Source organism: Janthinobacterium sp. GW821-FHT03C10 (assembly GCF_059420865.1).
The window spans coordinates 309,368-324,962 of the sequence record NZ_JBWKUN010000004.1 but is presented as its reverse complement, the minus strand read 5'-3'; the positions used below and the strand labels follow the sequence as shown (position 1 = coordinate 324,962).

The window sequence follows — 15,595 nt, the reverse complement described above, 5'->3', positions numbered from 1 at the left end:
TGAATGGCCCCGGCGGGTAAGCCGGGCTGGTAGTCAACTACGTTTGCTGCGGTAAGCCAGTATTATATCTTATAGAAGACTTGGGTTCTACCTCGATCTGTCCTGGCGATGCAAACAGGGGCCGGCACGCCTTGCGCGCCAGCCCCTATTTTAACCTTGTTCCACGCGCAAGGCGCATGGATGGCGCGTGTGCGCCCGCATCAGCCGAGGAAAACGGCGCCCGACATCAACAGCAGCAACAGCATCCACAGCAGCAAGGCGCGCCACACGAGGCCCACCGTGCTCTGCAAGGCGCGCGCGCCCGGCTCTTCGCCGGGCAGGATATCGCTTTCGCTGTCGCTGTCATCGACGGCCATGTCGGGCGTGACCATCACGCGCGCGGCCGTTTCCGCTGGCGTGCCCAGGCGCACGCCCATGGCGCCGCCGCCGGCCGTCAGGATGATGCCGATGGCCTCGTCCTGCCAGCGCTGGGCGAAATTGCGCCAGGCGTAGATGGCGTCCTCGAAATTGCCGACCACGGCAAACGCGACGGCCGTCAGGCGCACGGGGATCCAGTCGATCCAGTAAAAGGCGCGCGCGGCGAACTGGCCGAATGCTTCATTGCGCATGTGCTCGGGTTCGTTCCAGGCGCGCGCCAGGTATTCGGCGACGCGGTACATCACGGCGCAGGCAGGGCCCAGCGGCATGAGGAACCAGAAGAACACGCCAAACACGTTGCGGTGCGTGGTGACGAGGGCTTTTTCCACGGCGATGCGGGCGATTTCGCTCGCTTCCATGCCCACCGTGTCGAGCTTGGTCCAATCGGCCAGCAAGGTGCGGGCCGTCGCTTCGTCGCCGGCGCTCAGGGCCAGCTGGATCGATGTGAAGTAATGGCTGTAATGGCGAAAGCCCAGGGTCAGGTAGACGATGAGGACGTTCCAGGCAAAGGCCAGCAGGGTCAGCTGGTAGTGGAGCAAGATCCAGTACACGCCCGCCGTCGGCACCATCAGCGCGCCGATCATGAGGAACCAGCCCATGCGGCCATGACTGGCGTGGCCGGCATTGAACCAGGTCTCCATGCGCATTGCCAGGCTCTTGATTTCGGCGTAGATGGGATTATCCGCGCGCAAAGGTTTGAGCTGCTCGATCAGCAATGCGCAAAGTATGGAGAGAAATGTCATCAAACGTCCTTTTTGTCTTTTTCAGCAATACCGCAATGCCCGCTACGATAGCGCAGTGCCGTGCTGGAATCAAACTTATTACGTGCGCGGCGCCATTTTACGCGCGCAGCAGGTGAAACAGATTGCGCAGCATGCCGGCCGTGGCGCCCCAAATATAGAAGCGCTCGTAAGGCATGGCGTAGAACGAGCGCCGTCCGCCGGGCAATTCCACCGACAGGCGCTGATGGTTGATGCCATCCATGAGGAAAGCCAGCGGCACCTCGAAGATTTCCGCCACTTCCGACGGGTCGGCGCGCAGTTCGAACGGCGGCGTCACAAGGCCCACCACGGGCTTGACCTGGTAGCCGGTGCCCGTCAGGTAGTCGGGCAGGCAGCCCAGCACTTCGATATGCTCGCGCGCCAGGCCCACTTCTTCTTCCGTTTCGCGCAGGGCCGTGGCCACGGGCGAGCCATCGAACGGCTCGCTGCGCCCGCCGGGAAAGCTGACCTGGCCCGCATGGCTGCTCAGGTGGTCCGTGCGCATGGTCAGCAAGATGGTCAAGCCCTGTGGGCGTTGCACCAGGGGAATGAGGACGGCGGCGCGCACGGGCACGGCGCGGGCGGAGAGGAAATCCTGGGTGATCTCGGGCTGCCAGTCCGGCTGTTCGGCCAGGCGCTGGCGCAGCCAGTCCGGCGTCAGGCGCACGGCGTCCAGCGCCGCCTCGCCGGCGATCGAATCGATGGCGAGTTGTTTTGGATCAAATGCGATGGTGGCCATGGCAGCTTGTCCCATTAGCAATTCTAAATAAAAAAAGGGGCACCAATACGGTACCCCTTTTCCCAACGCAGACGCTGATATTACGCGCTTGCTTTCGCCACAACGCGGCGGTTTGGCAATTTTTCTTTGATACGCGCCGATTTACCCGAACGCTCACGCAGATAGTACAGCTTGGCGCGGCGAACATCACCACGGCGTTTCACTTCGATCGAAGCGATCAGCGGCGAGTACAGTTGGAACGTACGCTCGACGCCTTCGCCGGACGAGATCTTGCGAACGATGAAGTTCGAGTTCAGGCCACGGTTACGACGGGAGATAACGACGCCTTCGTAAGCCTGGGCGCGCTTGCGCGTGCCTTCGACTACGTTGACGCTGACGATAACGGTATCGCCTGGTGCGAAGTCAGGAATCGATTTACCCAGACGGGCGATCTCTTCTTGCTCTAATTGTTGAATCAAGTCCATTTTTATAACTCCGAAAACCATCATGCCGGCGCACTGTGGATAGCGTACTATCCGCCCGGTAGAGGATGGGTATTACCAATTTGGGCAACATGCCCGGCACTGCAAGGCCACCCTGCTTGCCGTCCGGAGACGGCTTACAGGCTGGCCAGGAATTTTTCATCGGCCTTGCTGAGCAAGCCGGCGGCGCGCGCACTGACCAGCAGGTCAGGCCGCTTTGTCGCGGTCGCTTCCAGCATGCGCTGGCGGCGCCACTTGACGATCTCGGCATGATTACCCCCCATCAAGACGGGCGGCACAGCCATGCCTTCATATGTTTCCGGCCGCGTATAGTGCGGCGAATCGAGCAAGCCATTGACGAAGCTGTCCTCGATGGCCGATGCCTCCGTGTTCAAGACACCAGGCAACAGGCGAATCACCGCATCCATCAGCGCCATGGCGGGCAATTCACCGCCCGACAGGACGAAGTCGCCCATGCTGATTTCCTCGTCGACGCACCGGTCCAGCAAACGCTGGTCCACGGCTTCATAGCGGCCGCACAGGATCACCAAACCAGGTTCGGCTTTCAGCTGCGTGACGCGCGCATGCGTCAGCGGACGGCCTTGCGGCGACATGAACACCACGCGGGGCGCCGCCAGTCCCAGTTCGGTCTGACGTTGCTTCGCGGCATTAATTGTCGCTTCGAGGGGACGGGCCATCATCACCATGCCGGGGCCGCCGCCATACGGGCGGTCATCCACGGTGCGGTGATTGTCGGTCGTGAAATCACGGGGATTCCACAAAGACAAGCCACATTTCCCCTGCTCGAAGGCGCGCCGGGTCACACCCGACTGCGTCAGCGCGGCAAACATTTCCGGGAACAGGGTCACGACATCAAATTGCATCGTTCACCATCCTGCAACGTTTGCCCGGCGCAAAGTTATGCGCAGGCGGTTTAATAATCGAGGCCCCAGTCGACCGTGATCTTGCTGGCAGCCTTGTCAACGTGAATGACAAACTGGCCAACAAACGGGATCAGGCGCTCAGGCGCCTTTTCAACGGTCTCATCGGCAGTGGCGACGGGCGTAACGCGCAAGATCGACTGCGGACCATTGCTCATCATGTCGTGCACGGTGCCGAGGCACTCGCCTTGCAAATTCTCGACTGTCAGTCCGATCAGATCGGACCAATAAAATTCATCGGCCGACAGCGTCGGGAAATGGCTACGCGGAATTTGCACAGAGACGCCTTTCAGCGCTTCTGCGGCATCCCGCCCGACCACACCCACCAGCTGGGCCACGACGTCGCCGCCGTGTAACTTCGCTTGCCTGACTTGAACATCATGCAAGGTCGGTTTATCAAACCACCAGGTTTTGACGCTTAATAATGCATCCGCATCGTCGGAGAAAGGAGTGATCCTGACCCCGCCAGCAATGCCATAGGCACCGGAGACATAGCCTACCTGTACCAGGTCATCGGGGACTTTCACCCCGGATGCAGTCTTGACCGTCAAACCAGTGATCTAATTAAGCTGCTGCTTTGCCGTTGCTGGCAACCAGACGAGCAACGGTTGGCGACAATTGTGCGCCAACGCCTTGCCAGTAGGCCAGACGGTCTGCGGTGATACGCAGTGGAACTTCGCCACCTTGCGCCATCGGGTTGTAAAAACCGATACGCTCAATGAAGCGACCATCGCGGCGATTGCGCGAATCAGTAGCGACGATGTTGAAGAACGGGCGCTTCTTGGCGCCTCCACGAGCTAAACGAATAACGACCATAATATTTCCAAAAAGTGTGCTGAGGCGGAAAAAGCCGCAAATTATAGCGCGCTTTACCGCCAGGCAGCAAGCGTTATGATGACGGGCGTGTAATTTGGGCTAATCAAACATTATGACCAGTCATGACCGAAGACGCAATAGGCGTCTGCGCCTATCGTGCCGGCCATGGCGTGAACTCACGCGAAATCATTGCATAAACGCCACAGGAAAGTGCTATCGTTGCGCGAGGCAATGGCCGATACTGGCAATCTTTACTGATGAGCAACTCTGGAGTCCCATGACCACCGCTACCATTTTGCAACAGTCGCACAAGAACAAGGCATTCACCACCTTGCTGGCCTTTTTGCTGGGCACACTGGGCGCGCACCGCTTCTACCTGCACGGCGCCAAAGACCGCTGGGGCTGGCTACACCTGACCGCCCTGCCCGCCAGCGTACTGCTGCACCAGCTGTTTCCCGAGGCCGACTGGTTTTACCAGATATTGCCGCTGACCCTGTCCGCCCTGGGCGGCTTCCTGGAAGCGCTGGTCCTGGGCCTGATGCCGGACGACAAGTGGGATGCCCGCTACAACGCCGCATCAGGCCGCCTGTCGGACACGGGCTGGCCGCTGGCCGTGGTGCTGGTCGCTACCTTGATGCTAGGCGCAGGCGTGCTGATCGCCACCATGGCGCGCCTGTTCGACTTGCTGTATACGGGCGGCGCCTACGGTTAATTTCCGTGTGGGAATGGCATCAGAGAGCCCCCGCCGCACGCACATGTAAGTGTTGGTAAGCAATCATGATTTTCCTCTATACTGCATTCACAATGCCGACATTACTGGCACATTTAACACCCCCTAGGAGAAGATCATGATTCGTCGCCCACTCATCCTCGCAGTCGCCGTCACGGCGCTGTTCAGCACCTCCGCCTTCGCGCAAAACCTGTCGCCGAAGGCGCAATACGCGTACGACACGAAACAGGCGAACACGCGCTACGCGGACGACAAGAAATTGTGCGCAGAAGAAAGCAGCTCGAAAGCCCGCATGCAATGCCTGCGCGACGCCAAGGGCGAATACGACCAGGCGATCATCAACGCCAAGGCCGCGCAAAAAGCGGGCAATTCCTACGCCAGCCAGCCTTCCAAGCAGCCGCAGCACCAGATTTGCGCCGATTGCGGCAAGGTGCTGGCAGTCAACGTCACTGAAAAAGCGGGTGAAGGCGGCGCGCTGGGCATGATCGGCGGCGGCGTGGCCGGCGCCCTGCTGGGCCGCCAGGTGGGCGGCGGACGCGGCAAGGACCTGGCCACCCTGGCCGGTGCCGCCGGCGGCGCCTACGCGGGCAAGCAAGTCGAAGGCCACATGAAGAACGCCAAGACATGGACCGTCACCGTGCAATACGAAACGGGCGCCAAGGCCGATTTCGCGTTTGACCAGGACCCTGGCCTGGCGGCCGGCGATCTGGTACGCAATTCCGGCAACGGCATCGCCCGCCGCTAGGAACGCAGAGTAAATCTGGGGTCAGACCCGGCGGGTCTGACCCCAGCATTTGTCTTTGTGGTTAAAAAAAGCGCTGGAGAGTAGTCTCCAGCGCTTTTTTGCCTTCAGCCGGCTCCCGCCGGCACGGTTTCAACTTAAAACTGCTCTTCCGACAGCGCCATCACGCCGGCGCTGCCGTCGATGATGGTGGCGCGCAAGCCGGGGGCCTGCGACAGGATGTGGTCGGCAAAGAAGCGGGCCGTGGCGATCTTTGCCTTATAGAACGAAGCGTCGCCGCTGCCCTCTCCCAGCTTTTGCTGCGCCACGATGGCCGCGCGGGCCATTTGCCAGCCACCCAGCACAATGCCGGCCAGCTTCAGGTAGGGCACGCTGCCCGCGAACACGGCCCTGATGTCCGTCTTCATGTTCGCCACCACATACTCGACCACGGCTTCCAGCGCGGCGCTGCCTTCGGCCAGGTGACGCTGCATGGCCTGGAAGTCGGCGCCGGAGAGCTCGCCCAGCTGGGCTTCCGTGGCGCGCACCTGGGCGATCATGGCTTTCGCCACGGCGCCGCCGTCGCGCACCGTCTTGCGGCCCACAAGGTCGTTCGCCTGGATGGCCGTCGTGCCTTCGTAGATCGTCAGGATCTTGGCGTCGCGGTAATGCTGGGCGGCGCCCGTCTCTTCGATGAAACCCATGCCGCCATGCACTTGCACGCCGTCGCGCGTGACGTCCTGCGACATTTCCGTGGCCCAGCCCTTGATCACGGGCACCAGGTATTCATACGTCGCCAGGCTTTCCGCGCGCACCTCGGCGTCCGGATGGTGGTGTGCCACGTCGCTGATGGCCGCGCCCACGTAGGCCAGCGCGCGCGCCGCCTCCGTCTGCGAGCGCATGGACATCAGCATGCGGCGCACGTCCGGGTGGTGGATGATGGAGACCGGACCGGCGGAACCGGCCAGGTCGCGCGACTGCACGCGGTCCTTGGCGAACGCCACGGCCTGCTGGTAGGCACGCTCGGCCAGGCCGATGCCCTGCAGGCCCACGCCGAAGCGGGCCGCGTTCATCATGATGAACATGTATTCGAGGCCGCGGTTTTCCTCGCCCACCAGGGTGCCGATGGCGCCGCCGTGGTCGCCGAACTGCAGCACGGCAGTCGGGCTGGCCTTGATGCCGAGTTTGTGCTCGATGGACACGCAGTGCGCGTCATTGCGCGCGCCCAGGCTGCCATCGGCGTTGACGAGGAACTTCGGCACGATGAACAGCGAAATGCCTTTCACGCCGGCCGGCGCGTCCGGCGTGCGGGCCAGCACCAGGTGGATGATGTTTTCCGCCATGTCGTGTTCACCGTACGTGATGAAAATCTTCGTGCCGAACACTTTATAGGTGCCGTCGCCCTGCGGCACGGCGCGCGTGCGCACGGCGGCCAGGTCGGAACCCGCCTGCGGCTCGGTCAGATTCATGGTGCCCGTCCACTTGCCGGACACCAGGTTTTCCAAATAGGTGGTTTTCTGTTCGTCGCTGCCGGCCGTCAGCAGCGCCTCGATGGCGCCGTCCGACAGCAGGGCCACCAGGGCGAACGAGATGCTGGCCGAATTGAGCATTTCGATGCACGGCGTGGCCAGCAGCTTGGGCAAGCCCTGGCCGCCGAACTCCGTCGGATGCTGCACGCCCTGCCAGCCCGCTTCGCCATACGCCTTGAAGGCTTCCTTGAAGCCTTTCGAGGTGGTGACCTGGCCGTCGTGCCAGAAGCTCGGTTCCTTGTCGCTGGGGCCGTTCAAGGGGGCCACCACGCCGCCGCAGAACTTGGCGTTCTCTTCCAGCACGGCTTCGGCCGTGTCGGGCGTGGCGTCTTCACAGCCGGGTAAAGTATGGATTTCGGCCAGGCCGGCCAGTTCGTTCATCACGAACAACATGTCTTTCAGCGGGGCTTGATAGCTCATCTTCTTTTCTCCAAGAAAAAAGCCACGCGCGGCTCGCCGTGTGGGGCGGGCCGGCGTGGCTTTGCAATATACAAAACCGAATGTGGGTACGACTTAGCCCAGTTCTTTGACCAGTTGCGGCACGATCTCGAACAGATCGCCCACGATGCCGTAGTCGGCCACGGCAAAGATCGGTGCTTCCGGATCCTTGTTGATGGCGACGATGGTCTTCGAGTCTTTCATGCCGGCCAGATGCTGGATCGCGCCCGAGATGCCGACGGCGATGTACAGCGATGGCGCGACGATCTTGCCCGTCTGGCCCACTTGCCAGTCGTTCGGCACGAAGCCGGCGTCGACGGCGGCGCGCGAGGCGCCCATGGCAGCGCCCAGCTTGTCGGCCAGCGGTTCCAGGATGTGGAAGTTCTCGGCCGAACCCATGCCACGGCCGCCCGACACGATGATTTTCGCGGCGGTCAGTTCAGGACGGTCGGACTTGGCCAGTTCGCGGCCCACGAAGGCGGACTTGCCATTGTCGGCGACGGCGGCGACGGTTTCGGTGGCAGCCGAACCGCCGGTGGCGGCAGCGGCGTCGAAACCGGTAGTGCGCACGGTGATGACCTTGATCTTGTCGCCAGATTGCACGGTAGCAATCGCGTTACCGGCGTAGATCGGGCGCTCGAAGGTGTCAGGCGAGTCGACCTTGGTGATTTCCGAGATTTGCGCCACGTCCAGCTTGGCGGCCACGCGCGGCAGGATGTTCTTGCCGTAGGCGGTGGCTGGCGCCAGGATGTGGCTGTAGTTGCCGGCGATGGCCAGCACTTGCTCGGCCACATTTTCGGCCAGGCCGTCGGCAAAATAGGGCGCGTCGGCCACGATGACTTTCGTCACGCCGGCGATTTGCGCGGCGGCAGCGGCGGCAGCCGAGGCGTTCGAACCTGCGACCAGTACGTGCACGTCGCCGCCGCACTGGGCAGCCGCGGTCACGGTGTGGTGGGTGCTGCCCTTTAAGGTAGCGTTGTCGTGTTCAGCAATAACTAATGCGACCATGATGTGTCCTGTAATTGTTCTGGATAAACGGCGAGGCCGCGCTTAGATGACTTTGGCTTCGGTACGCAGCTTGGCGACCAGGGTGGCGACGTCCGGCACCTTGATGCCGGCCGAGCGCTTGGCTGGCTCGACGACTTTCAGGGTCTTCAGGCGTGGCGCGACATCGACGCCCAGATCTTCCGGCTTGACGGTCTCGAGCGGCTTTTTCTTTGCCTTCATGATGTTCGGCAAGGTCACATAGCGTGGCTCGTTCAGGCGCAGGTCGGTGGTGATGATCGCTGGCAAGGTCAATGCCAGGGTTTCCAGGCCGCCGTCGACTTCGCGCGTGACGGTGACTTTGCCGTCTTCCAGCACGACTTTCGAAGCGAACGTGGCTTGCGGCCAACCCAGCAGGGCAGCGAGCATCTGGCCGGTCTGGTTGCTGTCGTCATCGATCGCCTGCTTGCCCAGGATGATCAGTTGCGGCTGTTCTTTCTCGGCCAGGGATTTCACCAGCTTGGCGACGGCCAGCGGTTCCAGGTCGGTCGTCGTTTCCACCAGGATGCCGCGGTCGGCGCCGATGGCCATGGCCGTGCGCAGGGTTTCCTGGCACTGCGTCACGCCGCAGGAGATGGCGACCACTTCAGTGACCTTGCCGGCCTCTTTCAGGCGCATCGCTTCTTCCAGCGCGATCTCATCGAAAGGGTTCATCGACATTTTGACGTTGGCGGTATCGACGCCAGTGCCGTCACTCTTGACGCGGACTTTGACGTTATAGTCGACCACGCGTTTGACGGGTACCAAGACTTTCATAGCTATGCCTTTGGGAAATTATAAAAATGACGGATCAAGTGCTGATTGTGCGTTCGATTATAAGAGAAATTTGAATCCTGAACCGAATTTAAGCACGATCGTGCGATTTTTTGTTAGAGCAATCCATCTAAACTGTGCAGCTTCGGGGATTTCAGGGGAGTCCGCCGCTACGCTGCAGGGCAGCAAAAGAACGCAAAAGTCACGCACACGGCAAGGTATCAGGCAGGCCGCGCCACGGCGGCCCCGGCCGGCAGAATTATTTACGTTGCATCAGGAAGACGAATTCGGTGCCCGTCTGCACGTGCGACAGCAGGGCATTGCCCGTTTGCTTGGCGAAAGCCTGGAAGTCGCGCACGGAACCGGGATCGGTTGCCATGATGCGCAGCACTTCCCCGCTCTGCAGCTCTGACAAAGCCTTTTTCGCCTTCAGAATCGGCAACGGGCAATTCAAGCCCCGCGCGTCGAGTTCTTTGTGAAATTCCATAATCTCGGTATCAAGTAGTGTGTCGCTCATCATCAATATCCCACCATTGTTTTGTTGTACTGATTTTCGACATACTACTCTAAATCAGGGGCATTGACGCGCTGCACCAAAATAGTTCATCGGCTGTTGTGGTGTCACAACGAGATTCCACACGGCAAAACGGCCCGCAAACATCGTCTGCGGGCCGTTTTCAAGGGGCTGTGGGGCGAAAACCCCGCATGCCCTCTAGCTTACGCCTTATTTCGCGCGTTCGCCGACCCAGGCCGGCACACCGGCCAGGGCGTTCGCCAGGCCGCTCGGATCGGTGCCGCCGGCCTGCGCCATATCGGGGCGTCCGCCGCCTTTTCCGCCCACTTGCTGTGCAACGAAGTTCACCAGCTCGCCCGCCTTGACCTTGCCAGTCGCGTCCGCCGTCACGCCGGCGATCAGGCTGACCTTGCCGTCCGCCACGCTGGCCAGCACGATGGCGGCCGTCTTCAGCTTGTCCTTCAGCTTGTCCATGGTTTCGCGCAAACGGGCCACGTCGGCGCCGTCCAGCACGGCGGCCAGCACCTTGATGCCGTTGACATCGACGGCTTGCGTGACCAGCTCATCGCCCTGGCCCGAGGCCAGTTTCGATTTCAGCGCGGCCAGTTCCTTCTCCAGCGCCTTCACGTGTTCCTGCACCTGGACGATGCGGGCCGTCAATTCTTCCGGCTGCGCCTTCAGGGCGCTGGCCGCTTCGACCAGGCGGCGGTTGATGGTTTGCACCAGCGCCAGCGCGCCCTCGCCCGTCACCGCTTCCACGCGGCGGATGCCGGCGGCCACGCCGCTTTCGCCGATGATCTTGAACAGGCCGATATCGCCCGTGCGCTGCACGTGGACGCCGCCGCACAGCTCTTTCGAGCTGCCGATGTCGAGCACGCGCACTTCGTCGCCGTACTTCTCGCCGAACAAGGCCATCGCGCCATGCTTGACGGCGTCGTCAAACGACATCAAATGGGCTTGCGTGGCGCGGTTTTCCAGGATCTCCTTGTTGACGATCGTTTCCACGGCGGCGATCTGCTCGACCGTCATTGGCGCATTGTGGCTGAAGTCGAAGCGGGTTTTGTCCGGATCGACCAGCGAGCCCTTTTGCGCCACGTGACTGCCCAGCACTTCGCGCAAGGCCTTGTGCATCAAGTGCGTGGCCGAGTGGTTGCGGATCGTGCGCGCGCGCTTGGCCGTGTCGACTTCGGCCGAGACGGCGTCGCCCACCTTCAGCACGCCCGATTCCAGCATGCCGTGGTGGCCGAACACGTCGGCCTGGATTTTCAGGGTATCGCTGACGGCAAAGCTGCCTGCGCCCGAGGCGATCACGCCCTGGTCGCCCACCTGGCCGCCCGATTCCGCGTAGAACGGCGTGGTGTCGAGCACGACGATACCGTCCTGGCCCGCCTTCAGCTCCTGCACCGGCGTGCCGGCCGCGTACAGCGCGACGACCTTGCTGCTGAACGTCAACTGGTCGTAGCCGACGAAGGTGTTTTTCTCGCCCGTGTACTCGACCTTGCTGTCCTTGTGCGTCTTGCCGCCCTTGCGCGACAGCTCCTGGCTTTCCTTCAGGGCCGCATCGTAGCCCACCTGGTCGAACGTGATGTCGCGTTCGCGGCAGATGTCGGCCGTCAGGTCCGGCGGGAAGCCGTAGGTTTCGTACAAAGTAAAAGCGGTGGCGCCGTCGATGCCGGTGGCATCCTTGGCCAGTTGCGCTTCCAGCACTTTCATGCCCGTTTCCAGGGTTTCGCCGAAACGCTCTTCCTCGGCCTTGAGCATGTTGGCGACGTTTTCTTTCGCCTCTTCCAGCTCCGGATAGGCGCCGCCCATCTCGATGGCCAGATCGGCCACCAGCTTGTAGAAGAACGGTTTCGTCTGGCCCAGCTTGTGGCCATGGCGCAGGGCGCGGCGGATGATGCGGCGCAACACGTAGGCGCGGCCTTCGCTGCCCGGAATGATGCCGTCGACAATCATGAAGGCGGCGGAGCGGATGTGGTCGGCGATCACGCGCAGCGACTTGTTTTCCAGGTCGGTGGCGCCCGTTTCGCGCGCGGCAGCCTTGATCAGGTGCTGGAACAGGTCGATTTCATAGTTCGAATGCACGTGCTGCAGCACGGCGGCCAGGCGCTCCATGCCCATGCCCGTGTCGACGCATGGCTTCGGCAGCTTGTGCATGACGCCCGCTTCGTCGCGGTTGAACTGCATGAACACCAGGTTCCAGATTTCGATGAAGCGGTCGCCGTCTTCGTCAGGCGAGCCCGGCGGGCCGCCAGGAATGTCGGCGCCGTGGTCGTAGAAGATTTCCGTGCATGGGCCGCATGGGCCCGTATCAGCCATCTGCCAGAAATTGTCGGACGCGTAGCGCGAACCCTTGTTGTCGCCGATGCGGATGATGCGCTCGACGGGCACGCCGATTTCCTTGGCCCAGATGTCGTACGCCTCGTCATCCTCGATGTAGACGGTGACCGTCAACTTGTCAGCCGGCAAGCCGTACACCTTGGTCAACAGTTCCCATGCGTACTGGATCGCGTCGCGCTTGAAATAGTCGCCGAAGCTGAAGTTGCCCAGCATTTCAAAGAAGGTATGGTGGCGCGCCGTGTAGCCGACGTTTTCCAGGTCGTTGTGCTTGCCGCCGGCGCGCACGCAGCGCTGCACCGAGGTGGCGCGCGTGTACGGACGGCTGTCCGTGCCCGTAAACACATCCTTGAATTGCACCATGCCGCTGTTCGTCAACAGCAAGGTCGGATCGTTGCCTGGCACCAGGGAACTGGAACGGACGATGGAATGGCCCTTGGATTCGAAAAATTTGAGGAACTTGTCGCGGATTTCAGATGATTTCATGTTTTTTTGGCAAAGAGTGGCGGCAGCTTTAAAGGGAAGATTATACGTGATATGGGGTGCGGCATTGACGGCGGGCACGGGCATTGTTGCAAGCCTGCCCACAGATGCGAGCCTGCCCGTTCAGGCCGGATCGTGGCTGCCGGCGCAGGCGTGCGGGGCGGGTATAACCTTGGTCGCGGCGCCCGCCGCAACGGCAGTGGCGGCATTGCAGTCGGCGCAGCGGCCGTACAGGGTCAATTCGTGGCGTTCGACGACAAAGCCTTGCGGCGCCATGCGCTTCAAGTCGCCCGGGCAATCATGCACGTCGAACACGCGCTGGCAGGTGGTGCACTGGAAATGGTGGTGGTGGTGATTGGCGGCCGTGTTCGACTCGTAGCGCGGGTTTTCGCCCGGCAAGGTCACCACGTGCACTTTTTCTTCCAGCACCAGCGATTTCAGGTTGCGGTAGACGGTGGCGATGCCCAGCTGCGTCACTTGCAAGCTGGCCTGTTCGAGGATTTCCTGCGCCGACAGGGGGCGCTGGGCCGACTCGATGGCGGCTTGAATAGCGGTTTTTTGACGTGTTGTGCGTTCCATAGCCGACAGAATACACCATCCGACTATATCTACCGTCCGGAAAAACTGTCACACAGTAATGATAATGGGTTATCATTATCATCTTAGGGCAGGCTATTTCCTTTTCACGCGCTGCCCCAACCCTGCCAACACCGATAGCCGATAAGGAACCTTGCCCATGTCCGTCCGTCCTCACCAACCCACTCCCCTCGCGCTGGCCATCATGCTGGCCTTTGCCGCTCCCGCCGGCGCCCTGGCGCAGCAGACGACAACCTTACCCGCCGTCACCGTCTCGGCCAGCGCCCTGGCCCTGGGCAGCGACGACATGAGCACCCCCGTGACCGTGCTGGAAGGCGAGGCACTGGTACGCGCCCGCGAAGCGACCCTGGGCGAAACCCTGGCGGGCCAGCCCGGCATCACGTCCAGCCATTTCGGCGCCGGCGCCAGCCGCCCCATCATCCGCGGCATGGATGGCCCGCGCGTCAAGGTGCTGTCGGACGGCGCCGAAGTGCAGGATGCCTCGACCATCAGCCCCGACCATGCCGTCGCGGCCGAACCGATGCTGTCGGAACAGATTGAAGTCTTGCGCGGCCCGTCCGCGCTGGCCTACGGCGGCGGCGCCGTCGGCGGCGTCGTCAACGTGATCGACAAGAAAATCCCCACGCGCGTGCCGGCGAAAGGTTTCGAAGGCAGCGCGGAAGTGCGCGCCAACTCGGCCGCGCGCGAAAAGGCGGGCGCCTTTGAAGTGACTGGCGGCTCCGGCAACATCGCCTTCCACGCGGAAGGCGTCAAGCGCGACGCGAAGGAATACAAGGTCGGCAGCGGCTGGGAAGGCGGCTCGAAGGTGGCCGGCAGCTACAACAAGACGGACACGGGCAGCGTGGGCGTGTCGTGGGTGGGTCAACGCGGTTTCCTGGGCCTGGCCTTCACCAGCCAGCACGCGGAATACGGCTTGCCTGGCCACAACCACGAATTCGAAAGTTGCCACCCGCACGGCACCCACCTGCATTGCGGCGGCCATGAAGGCCACGGCCATGGCGACGAAGACGAACATGAGCACGAGCATGAACACGAAAGCGTGCCCTACGTGAAACTGAAGAGCGAGCGCTGGGACGTGCGCGGCGAATTGCGCGATCCCGTGCCCGGCTTCTCCAAGCTGCGCCTGCGCGCCGCGTTCACCGATTACAAGCACGATGAAATCGAAGGCACGGAAATCGCCACCACATTTAAAAACAAGGGTCACGACGCGCGCCTGGAGATGGAACACCATCCCGTCTTCGGCTGGCGCGGCGTGGTGGGCCTGCAAACGTCGAAGCGCGATTTCTCGGCCCTGGGCGAGGAAGCCTACGTGGCGCCGACGGTAACGAAGAAACACGCGGCCTTCCTGGTGGAAGAATACAAGCTCGACCAATGGCGCTTCGAAGCGGGCTTGCGCCATGAATGGCAAGACATCACGGTCGACAGCGCCACCCTGCAGGACCGCAGCGCCAAGGGCACGTCGGTCTCGCTGGGCGCCGTGTGGAAATTCGCTCCCCAGTACTCGCTCGGTTCGACCATTTCCCGCACGCATCGTTTACCCAGCGCCGAGGAACTGTATGCGCACGGCGTGCACATGGCCACGGCCACGTATGAACTGGGCAATCAAAACCTGGGCAAGGAAACGTCGAACAATATCGACTTGACCTTGCGCAAATACGCGGGCGCCACGACCTTCTCGGCCAGCGCCTACCGCAACAAGGTCGACAACTACATCTTCGGCAGCACCCTGGACAGCCACGAAGGTTTCCAGCTGATCCAGTACGCCCAGCGCGACGCCACGTTCACGGGCGTGGAAGGGCAAGTCCGTCAGCAATTGAACCCCATGTTCGGCGCCAGCGTGTTCGGCGATTACGTGCGGGCCAAGCTGGCCGACGGCGGTGGCAACTTGCCGCGCATCCCCGCCCAGCGCGTCGGCGTGAAGGTGGACGCCAACTGGCAGGCGTGGAGCGGCGTCGCCGAGTTCTACCGCGTGGGCAAGCAAAACAAGGTCGCCGCGTTCGAGACGGCAACCCCGGGCTACAACATGCTGAACCTGTCCGCCAACTACGACACGCGCATCGGCACCACGCCGGCCCAGTTCTACATCAAGGCGAACAACCTGACGAATGAACTGGCGTACAGCCACACCTCGTTCATCAAGAATGCGGCGCCGTTGACGGGGCGTAATATTACGGCAGGCGTGCGCGTGACTTTCTAAGCCGCTTGAAACGTAGGTCGGCTTAGCGCGCAAGCGCGTAAGCCGACAACACCATGGTCCGGACAACTGCCGGGGTCAGACCCGTCCGGGGGAATTTTTTCCAATGGGGAAAATTCC

At 61.9% G+C, this 15,595-nt stretch carries 15 protein-coding genes; 3 read left to right on the top strand and 12 right to left on the bottom strand.

The window, feature by feature from the left end; genetic code table 11:
• Positions 1–200: 200 nt before the first annotated feature.
• The 6 genes from AC07VH_RS15690 to rpsP all read right to left on the bottom strand — a co-directional run bounded on the left by AC07VH_RS15690 (position 201) and on the right by rpsP (position 4,135).
• Positions 201–1,160, bottom strand: coding sequence for a CobD/CbiB family protein (locus AC07VH_RS15690; RefSeq protein WP_475414306.1), 960 nt, complete (start codon positions 1,158–1,160; stop codon positions 201–203).
• A gap of 97 nt (positions 1,161–1,257) precedes the next feature.
• Positions 1,258–1,917: a CoA pyrophosphatase gene (locus AC07VH_RS15685; protein WP_099410619.1), complete on the bottom strand. Its 660-nt coding sequence runs from the start codon at positions 1,915–1,917 to the stop codon at positions 1,258–1,260.
• Between the two features lie 80 nt (positions 1,918–1,997).
• Positions 1,998–2,381: a 50S ribosomal protein L19 gene (gene rplS, locus AC07VH_RS15680; protein WP_035825414.1), complete on the bottom strand. Its 384-nt coding sequence runs from the start codon at positions 2,379–2,381 to the stop codon at positions 1,998–2,000.
• 134 nt (positions 2,382–2,515) lie between these two features.
• Positions 2,516–3,262, bottom strand: a complete 747-nt coding sequence (gene trmD / locus AC07VH_RS15675; RefSeq protein ID WP_489628617.1) for a tRNA (guanosine(37)-N1)-methyltransferase TrmD — start codon at positions 3,260–3,262, stop codon at positions 2,516–2,518.
• 50 nt (positions 3,263–3,312) lie between these two features.
• Positions 3,313–3,870 carry a ribosome maturation factor RimM gene (gene rimM, locus AC07VH_RS15670; RefSeq protein ID WP_475414305.1) on the bottom strand — a complete coding sequence of 186 codons (558 nt, stop codon included), beginning with the start codon at positions 3,868–3,870 and terminating at the stop codon, positions 3,313–3,315.
• A 13-nt stretch (positions 3,871–3,883) separates the two neighbouring features.
• Positions 3,884–4,135 carry a 30S ribosomal protein S16 gene (gene rpsP, locus AC07VH_RS15665; RefSeq protein WP_076567307.1) on the bottom strand — a complete coding sequence of 84 codons (252 nt, stop codon included), beginning with the start codon at positions 4,133–4,135 and terminating at the stop codon, positions 3,884–3,886.
• A 277-nt stretch (positions 4,136–4,412) separates the two neighbouring features.
• On the opposite strand from rpsP, the gene AC07VH_RS15660 reads away from it, so the two are divergent.
• Together AC07VH_RS15660 and AC07VH_RS15655 are read left to right on the top strand one after the other, a co-directional pair.
• A complete protein-coding gene (locus tag AC07VH_RS15660) occupies positions 4,413–4,847 on the top strand; it encodes an NINE protein (RefSeq protein ID WP_475414304.1) in 435 nt (144 codons plus the stop codon).
• 136 nt (positions 4,848–4,983) lie between these two features.
• The gene (locus AC07VH_RS15655) at positions 4,984–5,610 is read left to right on the top strand and encodes a glycine zipper 2TM domain-containing protein (RefSeq protein ID WP_070221856.1); all 627 of its coding nucleotides are present in this window, start codon (positions 4,984–4,986) and stop codon (positions 5,608–5,610) included.
• Between the two features lie 134 nt (positions 5,611–5,744).
• On the opposite strand, the gene AC07VH_RS15650 is transcribed toward AC07VH_RS15655, so the two are convergent.
• The 6 genes from AC07VH_RS15650 to AC07VH_RS15625 all read right to left on the bottom strand — a co-directional run bounded on the left by AC07VH_RS15650 (position 5,745) and on the right by AC07VH_RS15625 (position 13,263).
• Entirely contained in the window at positions 5,745–7,535 is a 1,791-nt protein-coding gene (locus AC07VH_RS15650) for an acyl-CoA dehydrogenase (protein ID WP_494788350.1), read from the bottom strand.
• Between the two features lie 93 nt (positions 7,536–7,628).
• Complete coding sequence (locus AC07VH_RS15645) at positions 7,629–8,561, bottom strand: electron transfer flavoprotein subunit alpha/FixB family protein (RefSeq protein WP_034781780.1); 933 nt, start codon at positions 8,559–8,561, stop codon at positions 7,629–7,631.
• A gap of 42 nt (positions 8,562–8,603) precedes the next feature.
• Positions 8,604–9,353 carry an electron transfer flavoprotein subunit beta/FixA family protein gene (locus tag AC07VH_RS15640; RefSeq protein WP_070221859.1) on the bottom strand — a complete coding sequence of 250 codons (750 nt, stop codon included), beginning with the start codon at positions 9,351–9,353 and terminating at the stop codon, positions 8,604–8,606.
• A 256-nt stretch (positions 9,354–9,609) separates the two neighbouring features.
• Positions 9,610–9,837 carry a sulfurtransferase TusA family protein gene (locus AC07VH_RS15635; protein ID WP_010395510.1) on the bottom strand — a complete coding sequence of 76 codons (228 nt, stop codon included), beginning with the start codon at positions 9,835–9,837 and terminating at the stop codon, positions 9,610–9,612.
• A 237-nt stretch (positions 9,838–10,074) separates the two neighbouring features.
• Positions 10,075–12,687, bottom strand: a complete 2,613-nt coding sequence (gene alaS / locus AC07VH_RS15630) for an alanine--tRNA ligase (protein ID WP_494788351.1) — start codon at positions 12,685–12,687, stop codon at positions 10,075–10,077.
• A gap of 120 nt (positions 12,688–12,807) precedes the next feature.
• A complete protein-coding gene (locus AC07VH_RS15625) occupies positions 12,808–13,263 on the bottom strand; it encodes a Fur family transcriptional regulator (RefSeq protein ID WP_475414300.1) in 456 nt (151 codons plus the stop codon).
• A gap of 157 nt (positions 13,264–13,420) precedes the next feature.
• Between AC07VH_RS15625 and AC07VH_RS15620 the strand changes: the two genes are divergently transcribed.
• A complete protein-coding gene (locus tag AC07VH_RS15620) occupies positions 13,421–15,478 on the top strand; it encodes a TonB-dependent receptor domain-containing protein (protein WP_494788352.1) in 2,058 nt (685 codons plus the stop codon).
• The last annotated feature ends 117 nt before the right edge of the window (positions 15,479–15,595 follow it).